Origin of the sequence: Sinorhizobium mexicanum, from assembly GCF_013488225.1 — a bacterium.
Classification (GTDB): Bacteria; Pseudomonadota; Alphaproteobacteria; order Rhizobiales; family Rhizobiaceae; genus Sinorhizobium; species Sinorhizobium mexicanum.
Map to the genome: position 1 here is coordinate 540,793 of NZ_CP041241.1, position 17,459 is coordinate 558,251.

At 62.9% G+C, this 17,459-nt stretch carries 15 protein-coding genes and 1 pseudogene; 3 read left to right on the plus strand and 13 right to left on the minus strand.

Annotated elements, in window-relative coordinates; all coding sequences use genetic code 11:
• Window positions 1-34: 34 nt before the first annotated feature.
• The 4 genes from FKV68_RS26795 to FKV68_RS26810 are packed head-to-tail and all read right to left on the minus strand — an operon-like array spanning window position 35 to window position 4,684.
• Complete coding sequence (locus FKV68_RS26795) at window positions 35-805, minus strand: sugar phosphate isomerase/epimerase family protein (RefSeq protein WP_180943546.1); 771 nt, start codon at window positions 803-805, stop codon at window positions 35-37.
• A complete protein-coding gene (locus FKV68_RS26800) occupies window positions 802-1,812 on the minus strand; it encodes a hydroxyacid dehydrogenase (RefSeq protein ID WP_180943547.1) in 1,011 nt (336 codons plus the stop codon). Before FKV68_RS26800 ends, FKV68_RS26795 begins: the two co-directional genes overlap by 4 nt.
• Window positions 1,809-3,662 (minus strand): DUF2264 domain-containing protein, encoded by a 1,854-nt coding sequence (locus FKV68_RS26805; protein ID WP_180943548.1) that lies wholly within the window; start codon window positions 3,660-3,662, stop codon window positions 1,809-1,811. Before FKV68_RS26805 ends, FKV68_RS26800 begins: the two co-directional genes overlap by 4 nt.
• Window positions 3,659-4,684 (minus strand): LacI family DNA-binding transcriptional regulator, encoded by a 1,026-nt coding sequence (locus FKV68_RS26810; RefSeq protein ID WP_180943549.1) that lies wholly within the window; start codon window positions 4,682-4,684, stop codon window positions 3,659-3,661. The genes FKV68_RS26805 and FKV68_RS26810 overlap by 4 nt, the downstream gene beginning before the upstream one ends.
• Before the next feature lie 146 nt (window positions 4,685-4,830).
• Between FKV68_RS26810 and FKV68_RS26815 the strand changes: the two genes are divergently transcribed.
• A complete protein-coding gene (locus FKV68_RS26815) occupies window positions 4,831-6,117 on the plus strand; it encodes an ABC transporter substrate-binding protein (protein ID WP_180943550.1) in 1,287 nt (428 codons plus the stop codon).
• A 186-nt stretch (window positions 6,118-6,303) separates the two neighbouring features.
• Here FKV68_RS26815 and FKV68_RS26820 read toward each other — a convergent pair whose 3' ends face one another.
• Window positions 6,304-7,089, minus strand: coding sequence for an NAD-dependent epimerase/dehydratase family protein (locus FKV68_RS26820; protein WP_180943551.1), 786 nt, complete (start codon window positions 7,087-7,089; stop codon window positions 6,304-6,306).
• A 15-nt stretch (window positions 7,090-7,104) separates the two neighbouring features.
• On the minus strand, window positions 7,105-8,829 hold the full coding sequence (araD, locus tag FKV68_RS26825; RefSeq protein ID WP_180943552.1) for an L-arabinonate dehydratase: 1,725 nt from the start codon (window positions 8,827-8,829) through the stop codon (window positions 7,105-7,107).
• A gap of 77 nt (window positions 8,830-8,906) precedes the next feature.
• Between araD and FKV68_RS26830 the strand changes: the two genes are divergently transcribed.
• Complete coding sequence (locus tag FKV68_RS26830; protein ID WP_180943553.1) at window positions 8,907-9,629, plus strand: FadR/GntR family transcriptional regulator; 723 nt, start codon at window positions 8,907-8,909, stop codon at window positions 9,627-9,629.
• Between the two features lie 340 nt (window positions 9,630-9,969).
• Here FKV68_RS26830 and FKV68_RS26835 read toward each other — a convergent pair whose 3' ends face one another.
• Window positions 9,970-10,926, minus strand: coding sequence for a dihydrodipicolinate synthase family protein (locus tag FKV68_RS26835; protein WP_180943554.1), 957 nt, complete (start codon window positions 10,924-10,926; stop codon window positions 9,970-9,972).
• Window positions 10,927-11,091: 165 nt separating this feature from the next.
• Here FKV68_RS26835 and FKV68_RS26840 point away from each other — a divergent pair.
• Window positions 11,092-11,974: pseudogene (locus tag FKV68_RS26840) on the plus strand (SMP-30/gluconolactonase/LRE family protein).
• Window positions 11,975-11,992: 18 nt separating this feature from the next.
• Here FKV68_RS26840 and FKV68_RS26845 read toward each other — a convergent pair.
• The 6 genes from FKV68_RS26845 to FKV68_RS26870 all read right to left on the minus strand — a co-directional run bounded on the left by FKV68_RS26845 (window position 11,993) and on the right by FKV68_RS26870 (window position 17,458).
• Window positions 11,993-12,793, minus strand: coding sequence for a class I SAM-dependent methyltransferase (locus FKV68_RS26845; protein WP_180943555.1), 801 nt, complete (start codon window positions 12,791-12,793; stop codon window positions 11,993-11,995).
• A 103-nt stretch (window positions 12,794-12,896) separates the two neighbouring features.
• Window positions 12,897-13,754 carry a sigma-70 family RNA polymerase sigma factor gene (locus FKV68_RS26850; protein WP_180943556.1) on the minus strand — a complete coding sequence of 286 codons (858 nt, stop codon included), beginning with the start codon at window positions 13,752-13,754 and terminating at the stop codon, window positions 12,897-12,899.
• On the minus strand, window positions 13,754-14,224 hold the full coding sequence (locus FKV68_RS26855) for a carboxymuconolactone decarboxylase family protein (protein ID WP_180943557.1): 471 nt from the start codon (window positions 14,222-14,224) through the stop codon (window positions 13,754-13,756). The genes FKV68_RS26850 and FKV68_RS26855 overlap by 1 nt, the downstream gene beginning before the upstream one ends.
• 167 nt (window positions 14,225-14,391) lie before the next feature.
• Window positions 14,392-15,072, minus strand: coding sequence for a peroxiredoxin-like family protein (locus FKV68_RS26860; RefSeq protein ID WP_180943558.1), 681 nt, complete (start codon window positions 15,070-15,072; stop codon window positions 14,392-14,394).
• 203 nt (window positions 15,073-15,275) lie between these two features.
• A complete protein-coding gene (locus tag FKV68_RS26865) occupies window positions 15,276-16,355 on the minus strand; it encodes an ABC transporter ATP-binding protein (RefSeq protein ID WP_180943559.1) in 1,080 nt (359 codons plus the stop codon).
• Between the two features lie 29 nt (window positions 16,356-16,384).
• The gene (locus tag FKV68_RS26870) at window positions 16,385-17,458 is read right to left on the minus strand and encodes a Gfo/Idh/MocA family protein (protein ID WP_180943560.1); all 1,074 of its coding nucleotides are present in this window, start codon (window positions 17,456-17,458) and stop codon (window positions 16,385-16,387) included.
• Window position 17,459 lies beyond the last annotated feature (1 nt).

Sequence of the window (17,459 nt, forward strand, 5' to 3'; positions counted from 1 at the left end):
GCGGGTCCTGTCAGGGCAGAAGCTTCTGGTCGTCTTATCGCTCGAGGATCTGCTTGAGCGTCGCGGCGTCTTCGAAGAACGCCATCGGATCGTCATTTGCGACGAATTCCAACATGGCGAAACGCCGCCCGGTCCAGCGGGATGCAGGCATGGCGACGAGAACCGCCCGCCAATAATCCGACGCCGACTTCAGGGGGAAGCGATTGCGGCCGGCATCCCAGGCGAAGACATGGACATGGGAGACATGCTGGCCAATTTGAGCGACCTCGGCCAGAGCGTCGCCGAGCGAAAGGCCCGGCCGCGGCTGCCAATAGAGATAGACATTGTCGTGCCGGATCGCATCGATCAGGCGCCGCGCAGAATCCGTCCCATCGGTCAAAGACTGAGGGTGGTACTCCAACGACACGGTGACACCATGCCGCGCGGCTTCCGCACCCATGTCGCGGATTGCAGCCGCTGCGGAGTGTCGTTCACTGACACTGTAGTCTTTGGAGTCGCGCTGGCGTGTGCCGGGCCAGATGCGGATATTCGAGGCTCCAAGCGCGATCGCACTATCGAGGGCGTCCCGGAAGATGGAGAGGTCATCGGTGGGCGGCGCAACGTAGGAACCGTAGGACGTTGCCAAGCCCGCCTTTTCGGAGATACGCCCGATGTGCCGGGCGATCGGCTCGTCCCCTGAAGGGACATGGGCGTCGCCCGCCCACTCGACCGCGGCAAGCCCCGCTTCCGCCGCGAGCTCCGCGATCCTGTTCGCAGGCAGGCTGCGGAAGGTGACCGTGCAGAGCCCGGGTTCGAACGTGCTCATGCCATGCGCTCCAGGTCACTCTTGCGAACCTCATAAAGCAGCGGCCTGCCTTCGACGAACCGGGCGATTTCATCGGCCGCCATCTCGCCGAGGCGCGTCCGTTCAAGCCCGACGGCGCCGGCGATGTGCGGGGTCAGGAAGACGTTGGGGAGGTCGTAAAAGAGAGAGCCTCTTTCCGGCACTTCGGGATGGGTGACGTCGATGACGGCATTGATCGTGCCGGTCTTCAGCTTGTCGATAAGTGCGGCTTCGTCCACGAGTGCACCTCGCGCCGTGTTGATCAAGGTCGCGCCGTCCTTCATGAGGGATAATCGTCGTGCGTCGATCATGTGTCGGGTCTCGGGTAGCGACGGCGCATGCAGGGACACGATGTCCGCGCGCGCCATCAAGGTATCAAGATCGACCTTCTCCACGTTGAGGGCGGAAGCCGCATCCTGCCCGACCAGCGGGTCGTAGAGCAGCACGTGATAGTCGAAAGGACGAAGAAGCTCGATCACCCGTCTGCCGATCCGGGAGGCGCCCACAATCCCGACTGTGCGGCGATAGTTGCCGATCGGCTGCCCCTGCAGGAGATAGGTGCGGGAGCGGTCGCGGTCGGCGGCGTAGAGATCGCGGAACCGGAAAACCTGCTTGCCGGCAAAAATGATTGCAGCAAGTGTAAACTCGGCGACCGGCACCGCATTGGCTTCGGCTGCATGACTGACGGCCACGCCTGCGTCGAAGACGCAATCGCCGATCAGCCCCTTGACTGTCCCGGCGGCGTGCACGACGAGGCGGAGGCGCGGTGCTGCGGCAAGCGCCGCGCTGTCGAACGGCGGGGCACCCCAGCCGGTGACGAGGATTTCCGTTTCCGCCAGCAGCCGATTTGCCCGGTCATCGCCGAACTCCGTCATCGGTCGCCGATCCAGCACACGCCCGAGACTGTCGAACCTGGTTAGAAGTTCTGGTGTGAGGACGTGTCGCGTCCTTTCGGGCTGCATCGCAAGGGCAATTGTGGGGCGGGTCATGGCATTCGTCCGGGTGCGTCCATTGCGCTCACGCTCTCACCTTGCCCGGCGAGGGCGCACAACGCATCAATGTCCGGGACGGCCGGCGGCCTCGTCCACTCACCTGAAACGGCTGAGGTGTCGCGAACGGCCAGCACGGCGCAGCGCAGAATGGTCTCGCCGGGCGGTATGGTGGCACGCAACTGTGGCACCAGTGTCTTTGCGGCGATCAGGTTGGTATTTGGCGGGGCCTTCTGAGCCAGGCCTTCGCGCGCAACGGACGAGCCGAGATCGCAGATCCCGCTGAAATCCTCCGCGCCGATCGCATGGGCTGCGCCGGGGGCCGAGAAAAGGGTGTCGGCCTCGAAATCTCGTCGGGCGATGGCGAAGCCGCCCTCAGCTGTTTCGAGCTCCCTCGCTGTCGTGATCCGATGCACCCGCACATGCCAGGGCGCCGACGGCAGCAGCCAGGTTTCGACCACGACGTCCGGCCAGGGCGACCATTTCGAATAAAGCCCATTGCCGGCCAAGCGGGCCTCGTCATTGCTCTCGCGCACCCGGTAGTGAATGCCGTCGTCGCTGAAAGCGAGCATGGAATCGAAGGCACCGCCGGCAAAAGCCCGTTCGTCGCTCTCGACGCTGAAGCCGTAGCGCGTCGAATAGGCGAATTTCGCGTATTTCTCCGAGCCGAACCGCATCTGCCGGTTTTCCTGGCCCGAGGAAAGTGCCACCACATCGCCCTGGCAAGGCATCATCACCATGCCCGGATGGCGAAGGGGAACCGCCTCGTCGAGCGCCGCCGGAGGCGTTTCCGGGGTCGTCCAGAACGGGTGGCCTTCGCCGACTGCGAGCGGCAGGAAGGCCTTGAATGCCCAGTAGGGCGAGCCAGCGGAATTGTAGTTTTCCGACATCAGGAGGTTGGGATAGCCGTAACCGATCGACAGCACGCCATCGCGATGGGTCATCGGCTTGTCCGCCCACCATCGGAGGTGGCGAAGGCAAAGGCCCTTGATCTCGCCCCAGGGCAGTGCCTCAAGATCGGCAAAGGCGAGCGCGGACCAGAAGCCCGCACAGGCGAAACGGTAAGTGAGGCTGCGGCCGAAGGGGAGGGTCGCGCCGTCCTGCCCGAACCAGTGGCGGAAATCCTGTGCAAAGGCGAGGGCTCGCTCGCGGTAGCGCTTCGCATAGTCGTCTTCGATGAGCCGCGAATAGATCAGGCCGTAGAAGTGCATGGCAAAGGGGATGTAGTGGTCGATGCGCCGGACATTGCCATCGCGATACCACCCATCCGCAATGTAGAAGCCTTCGAGTTCGGAGAGATATTGCCTGGTCAGGCTGCGGTCGTATTCGATGCCGAGGCGATCGAGCGCCACGTCGACGAATATGCGGAAGAACTTCCAGTTGTTATCGGCATAGTCGAATTGACGGGCATGGAGGAGATAGGCGGCGAGGTTGTTTCTCGCCCGAGGGCTCAGCGGATCCCAGATTTTTTCCGGCACCAGGGCAAGCGCGAAGCCGAGCGCAGCGAGCTCGACCATGCGCTGGTCGCGACCATTGACAGCGCCCCAATATTCCGGATGGTTCGGGTCGGTGCCGTTGGCGATCCCGTCCGCATAACGGTCCCAGTGGGCGAAGTGGCCGCCGCCGGCGCTGAAGGGCGCAAGCCCCCAAAGCGGCCTTGCGAAACCTTCGAGATCAGCGGCGGCGCGGTCGAAATGAGCGGCGGCGGCGTCGAGGCGAACGCGGGCCTTTCCTTGGGAAAAATATGGCAGCAGCGGATTGAAGAGATCGATCACGGCGCGCTGCATGTCACTGCGCGTTGCGAGCGGATTGGTGCCGAGCGGATTGGCCGCGGCAGGATCGTAGGTCATGAGCGCTGTCCTTTGTCTAGCGTGCCGCCATGGACCGGGATGACCGCGTGGGACACGTGCCGGGCGGGAGCTTCCGGGTGACGGAAGCGGAAGTGCATCATGCCGACCGCCTCGCGGCCGAGGGCCACGCGGTCGACGCGCATCGTCGCAAGCCGTGGAGTAGCCATCTCGGCGCAGGGCAGGTCGTCGAAGCCGACGATGGCGAAATCCTTGGGCACCCTGAGGCCGAGCTCGGTCACCGCTTCGAGCACGCCGACGGCGACAAAGTCGTTCATGCAAAAGGCAGCCGAGAAACGGGGGTTCTCCTTGAGTGCGGCCAGCGTCGCCGCATGCGCCTCGACGCTCGCATTGGTCTCGAACGGCAAGCGGATCACGCGCGCCTCGCCTCCAACCGAAGCGACTGCCGCTTCGAAGCCGCGTATGCGCTCGCGGATCGTCTGCCGATGCGATCCGGTCAGGTGGAGGATGCGGCGGTGGCCGGCGTCGGTGAGCCGCTGCGTCGCGGCATAGGCGCCGAAGAAGTTCGACGGCGAGACTCCGTCGAAGCGCAGTTGAGGATCGTCGCCGTTGACCAGTATCACGGGCGTGCGGCTTTCGACCAGCCATTCGCTTAGTGCGTGACCGGGGTCGATACCAACCAGGAACAGCCCTTGCGCGCCAACGGATTCCATCAGATCCCGGACAATCTCCGGCGTCGCCTTCGCCTCGCTGACGAGGCGAATGTCAAAGGGAATGCCCTGCGCGGCCGCCTCCGAGCGCAAACCCTCGACAATACCCTCGTAAAAAATGCTCAAAACCCCGGTGACACCATTGCTCGCGATCAGCGCCAAGGTTCTTGGGGGCGTCTTTGGGCCGGCCTTCAAGGGATAGCCGAGCTCGTTGGCGACTTTCAGGATCAATTGGCGGACGTCTTCGCTGATACCCGGTTCGTTCGCAAGAACGCGCGAGACGGTGGAAACCGAAACTCCTGCGCGGGCGGCGATGTCGGACTGACGGAATCGTTTTGTGGTTGCTTCGCTCATATCGCAAATGTTACGCAAATAATGCAAATTTGCAAGACAAGAACAATTTCTTGCATAAACTAAATTTTTGCATAGTCTTGTTGCCGAACTTTGGTCCGCCGGACGCTGGAGGAGAGCGCGAGGCAGGTAACGAGAGGAGGACTGGCATGCTGATCAATCGACGCACATTCATGCTCGGCGCGGCAGGCGCGACTGCTGGCATTACGCTTGGCTCCGGTGGCCTGCGGCCCACCCTTGCGGCAGAAGACGTAAATCTGCGCGCCATGTGGTGGGGCTCCAACGATCGTTCCAAGCGAACCTTGAGCGTTGCCAAGCTCTTCCAGGAGAACAACCCCGGCATCGCCGTTGTCGGCGAGAGTCTCAGCGGTGACGGCTACTGGACAAAGCTCGCGACCCAGATGGCCGGTCGCTCTATCGCGGATGTCTTCCAGCTCGAGCCCAATACGATCTCGGACTACTCGAAACGCGGCGCCTGCCTCGCCCTCGATCCGTTCATCGCTTCGGTGCTGGATGTGAAAGGTTTCGGTGAGGACGTGCTGAAGCTCACGACCGTAGACGGCAAGCTCTGGGGTATTGGCCTCGGCCTCAACTCCTTTGCACTGTTTTACGATGCCGATGCCTTCGCGAAAGCAGGCATCACCCCTCCGGGGCTTGATACCACCTGGTCGGAATACGCCGATATCGCGGTCGAGATGGCGAAGGCGACCGGCAAGGGTGGCGGGCCGTACGCCGCTCGCTACACCTATGTGTTCGACGCCTGGCTCAGGCAACGCGGCAGCAGTCTATTCAACGAAAGCGGATTGGGCTTCGGCGTCGAAGAGGCCAAGGAGTGGTATGCCTACTGGGAGGACCTGCGCAAGCGGGGCGGTACCGTGGGCGCCGACATCCAGACGCTCGATCAGAATACGATCGACACCAACTGCCTGGCGCTCGGCTATTCGGCGATCGGCATGGCCTATTCGAACCAGATGGTCGGCTACCAGCTCATCATGAAGAGCAAGCTCGGCATCGGCATGCTGCCACGAGCAGAGAAGGGCGGCCCCTCCGGTCACTATTATCGCCCTGCACTGATCTGGAGCGTCGGCGCCACCACGGAGCATGGCGAAGAAGCCGCCAAGTTCATCAGTTTCTTCGTCAACGACGTCGAAGCCGGCAAGATCCTCGGGGTCGAACGCGGCGTGCCGATGTCGCCTACAGTTCGCGAGGCAATCCTGCCGCAGCTCAACCCGACGGAAGCCGAAACGGTGAAATACATCAACGCGCTGAAGGACCAGGTCGGCAGCTATCCGCCCCCGGCACCGCTCGGAGCGACGGAGTTCGACCATCGCGTATTTCGACCGATCGCAGACGAGCTCGCGTTCGACCGCATATCGGTCGCGGACGCGGCCGAGCGTTTGGTCGGCGAGGGAAAGTCGACGGTCCGCGCCGGCTGAGGCCGAACCCGATCATGTCAACTGGAGTGGCACCCCCTCTGTCCGGTAGCGCAGAGGGGGGTATTTACGCAGCCCGAACTAGAGCAATTCCAGGAAAAGTGTGTAACGATTTTCTGTCCGGAATTGCGTATTTTCAAAGAGTTAGATCATTTCATTGTTTCAATGAAACAATGAAATGATCTGGTTCTAATCCCCGGCGTGGGTCTTGACCGTGGCGAGGCGACCGCCCTGGCACTTGCTGACGTCCGCGGGCTCGCGGCGTTCGATCGCCTGGCGAAAAGGCTCGCTGCTGTCCATCGGTCGCCAGCCGAGGAAATCGGCGTGCGCGTTCGACCACCAGGCACGCCGGTTCGCCGAGGCGCCGTAGAGCACCAGATAGCCGATGGCCGGAGCCTCGAGAAGGCTGCGCACCAGCGACAGGAAATCGCGTGGGCTCAGCCAGGTGAAAAGCATTCGCCGGTTCTTCGGCTCGGGGAAGCAACTGCCGATTCTGAGACAAGCCGTCTCCAGGCCGTATTTGTCGAAGTAAAGCCGGGCAAGATCCTCGCCGAAGCACTTGCTGACGCCGTAGAGACTGTCCGGCCGACGAGGCGAGGTGTGGTCGAGCGTCTCGCCGATGCGATGAAAGCCTGTCACATGGTTGGTGCTTGCGAAGATGATCCGCCTGACGCCCGCCTTTCGCGCTGCCTCGTAAAGATTGTAGGTGCCGAGGATGTTGGCCTGAAGCAGCCCGTCGAAATCGGCTTCGACGGAGATCGCGCCAAGGTGCAGGACCGTATCGCAGTCGCGCGCGAGATCCTCGACGGCCTGTCGGTCGGCGAGGTCGCACCGGACCACTTCCTCGCCATCCTCGGCCGGGGCAAGATCGGCGATATCCGAGAGGCGCAGGACCTCCACACAACCTTTTAAGCCGTGCCGGACATGGCGGCCCAGGGCACCTCCTGCTCCCGTCACCAGCAGCCGCGTCGTCATCCGTCCCACCCCGTGCTAATGAATTTCCGGTTCGGGCAGCTTATGCGGCGATTGCAGGAAGGTGAAGTCGCAGCCTTCGGGGGCCTGCTGGATGTTCTCCGCATGCATCTTCAGGAAGCCTCTCGAATAATCTCGCTCCGGCGGTCGCCATTCGGAAAGCCGGCGTTCGATTTCTTCCGCATTGATCTCCAGTGTGAGCGTCCTCTCGGCGACATCGAGGGCGATGATGTCGCCATTGCGAACCGCCGCCAGCGGCCCGCCGACGTATGCTTCCGGCGCGACGTGCAGGATGCAGGCGCCGTAGCTCGTGCCGCTCATCCGGGCATCCGAAATGCGCACCATATCGCGCACGCCCTGTTTCAACAGCTTCTTCGGGATCGGCAGCATTCCCCATTCCGGCATGCCCGGTCCGCCGACAGGACCGGCATTGCGCAGGATGAGGACCGTGTTGGCGGTAACATCAAGATCCTCGTCGTTCACCGCCTTCATCATCGCGTCGTAATCGTCGAAGACGAGGGCAGGCCCGCGATGCTTGAGAAGGTGAGCGTCGGCCGCGGCAGGCTTCATGACGCAGCCCTGCGGCGCAAGGTTTCCCTTCAGGATCGCCGTACCGCCGCGCTCCGCAACGGGGTTATCGAGTGGGCGGATCACGTCCGGCAGGTGAACCTCGGCCTCGCGGATCGCCTCACCGATGCTGCCGATGACGTTGCGCTCGTCGAGATGCAGCAAGGGTTCGAGTTGCTTCCACAACGCAGGCAGCCCGCCGGCATAGTAAAAGTCCTCCATCAGGAATTCGCCGGTCGGGCGGATGTTGCAGAGGACCGGGACCTTCTCCGACATGCGATCGAAATCCTCCAAGGTCAGGTCGACGCCGCGTCGCCGCGCCATGGCAATCAGATGAATCATCGCATTGGTCGAGCCGGCCATCGCCATGTGCACCGTCAATGCGTTTTCAAACGCCTTGGCAGTCAGGATGTGCGAAGGCTTCAGGTCTTCGAAAACCATCTCGACGATGCGCACACCGGAAAGCGCCGCCATGCGAGAATGGCCGGCGTCGGCAGCCGGGATGGCCGAGGCACCCGGCAGTGAGAGACCAAGTGTGTCGGCGAGCGCCGTCATCGTCGAGGCCGTGCCCATGGTCATGCAGGTGCCGAAGGAGCGGGCGATGCCGCGCTCCATGACGTTCCACTCCTGCTCGGTGATGCGTCCTGCCTCTTTCTCCGCCCAGTATTTCCAGACGTCGGAGCCCGAACCCAGGGCCTGGCCGCGGTAGTTACCCCGCAGCATCGGTCCCGCCGGCACGAAGATCGTCGGAAGATCGACCTGGATCGCGCCCATGATCGTCGCCGGCGTAGTCTTGTCGCAACCGGCAAGTAGCACAACGCCGTCAACCGGGTGCGACCGGATGAGCTCCTCCACCTCCATCGCGAGGAAGTTGCGGTAAAGCATCGTCGTCGGCTTGACGTAGGTTTCCGCCAGCGACATCGCCGGCAGCTCGATCGGGAATCCGCCGGCCTGCCACACCCCGCGTTTCACCTCTTCGGCACGGGTGCGCAGATGCGCATGGCACGGATTGATGTCGCTCCAGGTGTTGATGATCGCGATGACCGGCTTGCCGGCGATTTCCGCGTTGTCATAGCCCATCTGGTAGAGCCTGGACCTGTGACCGAACGAACGCAGGTCCTTGACGCCGAACCAGCGAAAGCTTCGAAATTCCTCTGGCTTCTTGCGTCCGGTCATCGGTCACCTCCTTTGCATTCGTGGGCGGGTCGGCTACATTGCACCTGTTCAGAAAAATGACAGGTGAAGGCGGACCCTTGGACGACGTGATGTTGAAGCTGAAACCGGCGCGGCGAGAGCGCCTCGCCGATGTTCTTTACGGCCAGATCCTTGAGCAGATCGCGAGCGGCCAGATGGCCGAGGGGGCGAAATTGCCGTCGGAAGCCCGGATCTGCCGCGATTTCCAGGTCTCCCGGCCGGTTGTTCGCGAGGCGCTGATGCGGCTGCAGGCGGACGGCCTGGTGGTTTCGCGGCAGGGCATTGGAACCTTCGTCAAGTCGCGCCCGTCCGACAAGCTGACCGATTTTGCGGCCTCGGCCGAGATCGCCAGCTATCTTAGGGCCTTCGAACCGCGGCTCGCGCTTGAAACCGAGTGCGCGGGACTGGCCGCGATGCGCCGGACCAAGGCCCAGCTCAACCAGATCGGCGACGCGCTGGCGGCGCTGGAGGGCGCTCTTGCCCGCGGTGAGACAGGCTGGGAGGAGGATTTCTCTTTCCATCTCGCCGTTGCCGCAGCCGCGGGCAATGAGCTTTTTTCGCGTCTCCTGGAAGAGCTTGGCGATATTCTGCGGGGCTCGATGCGCATGGCGCTCAGCCTGACGCGGCAGGGATCGGAGGACCGGCGGCGCCGCGTTCTCGAAGAGCACCGCAAGATATTCACGGCGATTTCTGGCCAGAACCGCGAGCTCGCACGTCTTTACATGCGCTACCACCTGACGGAATCCAGGGCCCGCATCACGGGATCTCATGGTGATCTCTAGGGTGATACCCCGTGCGATCCAGTCGTTGCGGCACCCGCCGGAGTTCGCGCGTCGCCTCCCCGAGTTGCCCGGGTCCGCACCCCCCTCTGCCCTGCCGGGCATCTCCCCCATAAGGGGGGAGATCGGCAGGCGGCGGGCCCTCCGTTTTCTCGCCTCGACAGTGCCAGCCTCATCTTCGGACGCGGCGGTGGTGCACGGCAGTGCCTCCTTGATCTCCCCCCTTGTGGGGGAGATGCCCGGCAGGGCAGAGGGGGGTATCGACACCTGTGTCTTCGTTTCCCGTTCCAGGGTCAGTCGCCCAGGAGCGCGGCGCCTTACCCGCGCTATCCCCGGTACCATGTCAGGCGCTCGCCGAAAGCGGCCGGGCCCCACCGGCCGCGGCTTCGCTTTTCGTCTTGAGCGCGCGCGCTGCCGCGGTGATGGCGTCGAGCCGTTCGGCGCCGTCGAGATTCGACAGAAATTCGCCGATCGGGCCGGTGTCGCAGATGCCGGCGAGCCTGACCGCTTCATGCAGGACGCGGATCGGCGAATGCGCGTCGCGCAGATCCTCGAGCGGAAGGAAGCTTTCGCGAAGCGTCCGTGCTGCAGCGAACGCACCGGATTGGCACGCCTTCAGAATCGCGGTCGAGAGGTGCGGAGCGATGCACACCGACCCGGAGGTGAAAGCGGTGAGGCCCATTTCGACGTGGTCGATAGCCGGACGCTCGCCGATACCGCTGACGATCCGCTCGCCTGAGCCGACGGCATCGAGGATGGCGGAAAGATAGGCGTCGTTTTTCGGTTCGGGCCGCACGACGGCGTATTTCAAGGCCGAGATCGCGCCATCGCGGAAAAGACGCGCGATATCGCCGGCATCGAGGAAGCCATCATTCTTGATATAGGCGATCAACGGCCGGCCGGCGGCATCCGCCAGCTTAGCGAATCCCGAGACCAGGCCCGCCGACGTCGCGGGGAAGGTGAGCGGGAGCACTATGGCGGTCGGAAAGTTCCGCCCCCGGAGGATCGTCGCCTGGTCCATCGCCTTGCCGAAGTCGGCACCGATCGAGGGGATCATCCAGCCGGGGGGCGGAGCAATGTCCTCGAGCATGTCGAGAAGATTGCCGAATTCCGTGACGCCGAAATTGTAGAGATTGGCGTTGCCGCCGTAGAGATAGGTGGTCACCCCTCCCGAGAGCAGCCATTCGATCATCTTGCGATTTTCCGTCTTGGTCGGCTCGCCATTCGCCTGACGCGCCAGCGGCGGCACCGAAAGCACGGAAGAGGCGAGGTCGGCCACATCTACGGCAGTCGTTTTCATGAAAATCTCCTTGCCAAGTTTCTTGTATTTTTAATTTACAAGTTGAGCGAGGGCAATAGCAATGTTAGAGAAAGCGCCAGCCGATAAGTGCTTGGGAAACCTTCGAGTCGGGGGAGACGCTCGCTGCCGCCGCAACCGACAGACTGTGACACTATGGTTCATAACATGTCTTTCGACCTAACATTTGAGTGCCTGCTGGAATTGCGCTGCGCAGCGGCTGAAAGCCCGGTCTACGACGACCGCCGGAGCTGCCTGTTTTTCGTCGATATAGGCAAAGGCGCCCTCCATCGTGCCGACCTCTCGGGGACAGGCCATCGTTTTTGGATATTCGACCACGGGGCCTGCTGTGTCGGGCTGGCCCATTCCGGGCGCCTCGTGCTCGCGCAATGGGGCCGCGTGGTTCTGTTCGATCCCGAAAGCGGCGCCATCATCAGGGAGATCGCCTCGATTGAGGCCGAAAGGACGGACACACGTCTGAACGACGGCAAGGTCGGACCGGACGGTGCGTTCTGGGTGGGGACGATGCATGAGGCCGCAGACCGGCAACCGGTCGCTTCACTCTACCGCGTTACGCCTGACGGTTCAGTGGAACGCAAGGTCGTCGACGTCATCTGTTCCAACGGTCTTGCCTGGAGCGCGGACGGCTCGGTTCTCTTTCATTCGGACTCGCGCGGGCCCTGGATCGACCGCTGGCAATTCGATTCCGAGACGGGTGCGATTTCCGGGCGCTTGCCTCGTCGTCCTCGACGAGGCAAGCGGCCGGCCCGACGGAGCGGCGACCGATGTGGACGGAAACTACTGGAGTGCCGGGGTCTCGGCCGGCGTTCTCAACTGTTTCTCTGCAGAAGGCGAGTTGATCAGGACGTATCGCTTCCCTGTGCCGGCGCCCACCATGCCCTGCTTCGCCGGACCGGACCGCAAGACTCTCGTCGTCACGTCGCTGCGTCCGGCGGGTGCCGCGGAGGACAGCCTGGACGGCAGCATTTTCGTTACCCGAAGTCCGGTAGCAGGCGCCACCGTGCAGCGCTTCGATGATCGCCGGCTTTGAGGTTTGTTGGCCACAGTCTCAGGGAACGATGCCCCGGCAGGCCCAGGCAACGTTCGCAAACGACCTCGGACCATCCGGCCGGCCGGCCTCGTAAGCGTCGCGCATGGCGGCATCGGTGCGTGCCCTTTCCGCGGCCCCGAGTGCCATCACATACTTGCCGAGCGGTCCTTCGCCTGCGGCAATCGGCGCCCAATAGTCGTCGAAGTTCTGGTAGTCCATGCGGATCATGAGCTGCGTTTCCGAAACATCGACGAGACCCTGCTCCACAAAAGTCCTTTTCATTTCACCCGGCTGCATCATCGGCTGAAAGCAGTAGCGCGCGCGGAGCTGGCGCCCGCCTTCGCCGAGTGCCGCCACCGTATCGACCATCATCCGCATCCCGGGCATGCCGCCGAGATGGTCCCACACCGCCGCCGCAACGATGCCGCCCGGCCGCACGACGCGGCGCATCTCGGCGACCGCCTTGTCGGTATCGGGTACGAAATGGAGCACCAGCAGCGCCAATGCACGGTCGAAGGTCCCATCCTCGAAGGGTAGGGCGCAGGCATCCGCCTGCTGGATCTTTATGCGCGGATCGGTGTTGCGCCGGCTCGCCTCGGCGACGAAGACCGGCGAATAGTCGATCGCCGCGATCTCTGCGAGATCGGCGGTCCTTGCGAGCGCAAAAGTGAGGCTGCCGGTGCCGCAGCCGACGTCGACAATCTTTTCGCCGTCGGCAAGGCCGGAGAACTCGATGAATAGCGGCGCAAGTCGCTGGCTCCAGCGCCCCATAAGCTGTTCGTAGCCGGCCGCGTCATGGACATTGAAGCTGGAGGTCATCGAAGTCTCCATAGGTTGCGCGTATGGTAGACCTCGACCTCGCGGTTGCCAAGCGCGAGCAGACAGCGTCAATGCAGTAGCCGGCGTCCTCTTGACGGCCTGGCTAATGCAAGTGTTTCAGCTTATCGGGGTTCCGCATCACATAGATTGCAGCGACCTTGCCGTCTTCGATTTCGAGCGCAGTCGTCTGAAGTTCGCCGTCGCCTTCCAGCGTGACAAAGCCGGGCAATCCGTTGATGAAACCAGCGCGAACAAGTTTCGAGCCGTTGTTCTGGAACAGAACCGCCAAGCTCTCGTGTACCTTCATCACGGCATCAAATCCGAAGAACGGCTTCATCGCTGCCGGGCGCTTGCCGCCGCCGTCGGCGTGGATGCTGACGTCGGCTGCCAACATCGCACCGAGCGCCTTCATGTCGCCGCTGCGCGAGGCGGTGAAGAAGGCTTCAGCGATCTCGAGGCTTTTCTGTTTCTCGATCTGGAAGCGAGGTCTCTCCTCGCGGACATGGGTGCGCGCGCGGCTGGCGAGCTGGCGGCAGGCAGCCGAGTCGCGCTGGATGGTCGCCGCGACCTCCTCGAATCCCAGCCCAAAAACGTCGTGCAGCAGGAAGGCCGCCCGCTCGAGTGGAGACAGGCGTTCCAAGGCAAGCATCAAGGGCAGAGTGACGTCTTCCTCCTGCTCCTCTTCCACGACCGGGTCGGGAAGCCAAGGACCGACATATGTCTCGCGCTGGCGTCGTGCTGATTTGAGCTGATCAAGGCAGAGCCGCGTGACCGTACGACGCAAGAACGCCTCGGGCTCGCGCACCGCCGAGCGGTCGGCCCCCATCCAGCGGATGAAAGCCTCCTGCACCATGTCTTCCGCGTCGGCGACGGAGCCGAGCATGCGATAGGCGACGCGCATGAGCTTGGGACGCAGCGGATCGAATCCCGCCGCTGCGTCCTCGTGATTGGTGTCCGTCATCAGGCCGCCGCCTCGGCGGCGGCCTTGGCCGCGGCCGGATCGGCCCACAGGCTGAAGCCAACCGCAAGGCGGTTCCACCCGTTGATGACATTGATCATGAGCGTGAGCTTCACCTGCTCCTCTTCGGTAAACTGAGCCTTCAGGGCCTCATAGGCGCTTTCGTGCGTATGACCCTCTGACAACCGCGTCAGGGTCTCGGTCCAGCCTAGCGCGGCGCGCTCGCGATCGGAATAGCAGGGGGCTTCACGCCAGGCAGACAGCAGGTAGATGCGCTGCTCCGTCTCGCCTTTTGCCCGCGCTTCCACCGTATGCATGTTGATGCAGTTGGCGCAGCCGTTGATCTGCGAGGCGCGGATCTTCACCAGTTCGATGAGGCTCGGCTCCAGGCTGGCGGTAACGGCAACCGTCGTGCCCATCCAGTTCTTCATCAGCGACGGCGCAGCGGCGAAGGGATCAAGTTTGGGAGTCATGGTTCGTTTTCCTTTCTGTTGGTTCCGACACCATGACGAGGGAGGATCTGCGAATGTGACATCAGCGCAGAAATTTCTATCGGGGCATGAGCTCCGGCGGCCGATGCATTGGTATCCCGAGGGCTCACGCAACCACTGCCGGAGTGGTTACCGGCGAGTTTTCGCTGTTAATGGGCCACCTCGGAAGCGGCCGACATCAACTCTTCGGGATTGAGCACTCGGTCCATATTTTGGCCTTCCTCTTCAACTTCCGTAAAGCTCCAGCGCACCACACCTTCCCGATCGAGCAGGAAATGGCCGACGAGCTGCATATGGCCGGGAATCCTCACCTGCTGATCGGCTTCGGTGATTTCGTACCCATCTTTCGTGTTGAGAAAGCCGGCTGCTGCGTCCGGATTCATCGGTTCAGGCAATTCCCCCGGCCGGTCGACCCGCATTGTCGTGACCACATCCATTCCAACCTTGTATGGCCACTCGGTCTCATTCTCCGTAATCTCGAGGAGAGGTAAGCCGAATGCGCGGTGCGTAGCTCGCTCCGGATCGGATGCGGCAAGAAGGCCCGGTATCGGATGATAGCGGAAATAGAGCCGCGCACGTTCGACCGGGGTGTTTACCACCGCTAGAGAGTTCACGCCTTTCTCACGCAGTGCTGGGTTGAGCTGTGCCATCGCCGCGACATGGCGCCGGCAGAACGGACACAGCAGGCCTCGAAACAGGCCGATCAACAACGGGCTGCGGCCGCGAAAATCATCAAGTGCGATTGTTCCCTCGCGCGAGATGGCGTTCAGCACGATATTCGGCGCCCGGTCGCCCGGTTGTAACGGATGGTCGATATAGGGCGCAGACATGGGCAACCTCCTTCCCCGGGGCAGTCGAGAAAAGGCAGCACTGCAACTGCTTCGAGGTCGAGCTGGCGTCCCAGGGAGAAATGGCGTTCGGCCTTACAGCCAGGGTATGCCCTGAGCATGGCCCCACATTGGCCCATGAGCAAGCGGTAAACAGCGGAGCGATCCCGTCGGTCACGTTCCCTCGCGCGCAGGCGGTGCTGCGCTTACATCGCCTTGCCGTCGGCGCCGAAAACGTGGCAGCGCGAAGGATCGAAGTGGACGGCGAGATTGGTGCCGCGCTCGACCTTCTGCTGGCCCTCGAGCGCGACGGTGATGTGCTGGCCGTCAGGGGTAATGCCATAGAGCATGGTTTCGCCGCCGAGGTTTTCAACGAGCTCGACATTGATCGGGGCGAGCGCGATGCCATCGTCGTGCGCGGAAAGATGTTCCGGCCGGATACCGAAGGTTATCTCCTGCCCCGGCGCGGCACCGCGCAGGGCGCGCGGCAGGCGGATCGTGCCGCCACAAACCTGGATCGCGGTCTCGGCTTCCCCGGCGGCAGCGATGCGCGCCTTGAGGAAGTTCATTTTCGGGCTGCCGATGAAGCCGGCGACGAAGCGGTTGACGGGGTGGTTGTAGAGATCGAGTGGAGCCCCCACCTGCTCGATGCGCCCCGAGTTCAGGACGACGATCTTGTCGGCCATGGTCATGGCCTCCACCTGATCGTGGGTCACATAGATCATCGTGTTGCCGAGATCGCGGTGAAGCCGCGAGATCTCGACGCGCATCTGTACGCGGAGTTCCGCATCGAGGTTGGAAAGCGGCTCGTCGAAGAGGAAGATGCGCGGCTCGCGCACGATCGCCCGGCCGATCGCCACGCGCTGGCGCTGGCCGCCGGAAAGCGCCTTCGGCTTGCGGTCGAGCAACTTCTCGATCTGCAGGATCTCGGCAGCGCGGCGCACCTTTGGCTCGATCTCCGCCTTTCTGAAGCCAGCCGTCTCGAGGCCGAAGGCGAGATTCTTGTAGACCGACATGTGCGGGTAGAGCGCATAGGACTGGAACACCATGGCGATGCCGCGCTTGGCCGGCGCCACCTCGTTCATCCGGTCGTTGTCGAGCATCAGCGTGCCGCCGGAAATCTCCTCCAGGCCGGCGATCATGCGCAAAAGGGTCGACTTGCCGCAACCGGACGGGCCGACGAAGACGGCGAACTCGCCGGGGTCGATGGTCAGGTCGATGCCGTGGATCACGTCGAACGCGCCATAGCGCTTCTCGACCTTCTGAAGAACGACGCTGGTTGCCATTTGCAAAATCCTCCCTGCGGCCTTTGCCGTTACCTCGTGTTCGCACGCCAATTGGCATATTTCGGACTCTCCGGTCCGATCGGAAGCGTTATCTCACGGCCGGTATCGGCGGACTGGTAGATCGCCGTCACCAACTCCAATGCCTGCCGCGCATCCCTGGTGGTGACAGGAAGCGGTCCCATGCCGCTGAGAAAGGCGTGGAAATGCGCCATCTGCGTGGTGAAGCGCGGCGAAACCGGCTGCCAGTTGCCGATCACCTCGTCGATCTCAGCCTGGACCGCCTCGTTGGCGGCGATGATCTTCCAGGGATCCTTGCCCGGCGCATAGGGTTCGTGGCTGCTTTCGAAGGTGACGTTCTCAAAGTGCAGGCGAAGGCGGCTGATCTGCTCCTGCGAGCCGAGCGTACAGGAGAGCGACACGAAGGCACCGTTCTGCATGAGCAGGCTCGCCGAGGCGCAATCCTCGACCTCGATATCGTTGACGCGCGTCGCGACGCGTCCGAACACTTTCGAGACTGGACCGAGGAGGTGAAGCATCATGTCGTGCAGGTGCAGCGCATGGGTCACCAGCACGCCGCCAAGTTCCGTCTCCCATTTGCCGCGCCAGGGCACCGAGTAATATTCGGGCGTGCGCAGCCAGAAGGTTTCGACCGAACCCACATAGGGTTTGCCGGCGATACCGGAGTCGATGATGCGCTTCGCCTTCTCGATGCCGTCGCCATAGCGATATTGGAAGATCGGCATCAGCACGCCGCGAGCCTGCTTCTCCGCCTCCATGATCCGGTCGACACCCTTTAGCGAACCGGTGAGCGGCTTTTCGCAGATCACGTGCTTGCCCGAGGCGAGCGCATCGAGCACCTGTTCGAGGTGAATGCCGGGCGGGGTGCAGATATCGATGATGTCGATGCTGTCGTCGGCGAGCAATTCCTTGAACGAGGTCGTTCGCTTTTCGATACCGAACTCGTTGCCGACCTCGTTCAGCCGTTCCTCATTGAGGTCGCAGAGCGCGGTCACCCGGAACTTGTCCGGATGCGGCAGATAGCCTTCGACGATGTGCGACCGCCCGATCCCGCAGCCGATGATGGCGACTGTCTTTACGCTCATA

Bases quoted from the DNA above. Each gene is read 5' to 3' on its own strand.
- FKV68_RS26845 (WP_180943555.1), bottom strand. From the start codon at position 12,793: ATGACCTCCAGCTTCAATGTCCATGACGCGGCCGGCTACGAACAGCTT.
- FKV68_RS26860 (WP_180943558.1), bottom strand. From the start codon at position 15,072: ATGTCTGCGCCCTATATCGACCATCCGTTACAACCGGGCGACCGGGCG.
- araD (WP_180943552.1), bottom strand. From the start codon at position 8,829: ATGACCGGACGCAAGAAGCCAGAGGAATTTCGAAGCTTTCGCTGGTTC.
- FKV68_RS26865 (WP_180943559.1), bottom strand. From the start codon at position 16,355: ATGGCAACCAGCGTCGTTCTTCAGAAGGTCGAGAAGCGCTATGGCGCG.
- FKV68_RS26795 (WP_180943546.1), bottom strand. From the start codon at position 805: ATGAGCACGTTCGAACCCGGGCTCTGCACGGTCACCTTCCGCAGCCTG.
- FKV68_RS26800 (WP_180943547.1), bottom strand. From the start codon at position 1,812: ATGACCCGCCCCACAATTGCCCTTGCGATGCAGCCCGAAAGGACGCGA.
- FKV68_RS26835 (WP_180943554.1), bottom strand. From the start codon at position 10,926: ATGAAAACGACTGCCGTAGATGTGGCCGACCTCGCCTCTTCCGTGCTT.
- FKV68_RS26815 (WP_180943550.1), top strand. From the start codon at position 4,831: ATGCTGATCAATCGACGCACATTCATGCTCGGCGCGGCAGGCGCGACT.
- FKV68_RS26805 (WP_180943548.1), bottom strand. From the start codon at position 3,662: ATGACCTACGATCCTGCCGCGGCCAATCCGCTCGGCACCAATCCGCTC.
- FKV68_RS26855 (WP_180943557.1), bottom strand. From the start codon at position 14,224: ATGACTCCCAAACTTGATCCCTTCGCCGCTGCGCCGTCGCTGATGAAG.
- FKV68_RS26820 (WP_180943551.1), bottom strand. From the start codon at position 7,089: ATGACGACGCGGCTGCTGGTGACGGGAGCAGGAGGTGCCCTGGGCCGC.
- FKV68_RS26850 (WP_180943556.1), bottom strand. From the start codon at position 13,754: ATGACGGACACCAATCACGAGGACGCAGCGGCGGGATTCGATCCGCTG.
- FKV68_RS26870 (WP_180943560.1), bottom strand. From the start codon at position 17,458: ATGAGCGTAAAGACAGTCGCCATCATCGGCTGCGGGATCGGGCGGTCG.
- FKV68_RS26810 (WP_180943549.1), bottom strand. From the start codon at position 4,684: ATGAGCGAAGCAACCACAAAACGATTCCGTCAGTCCGACATCGCCGCC.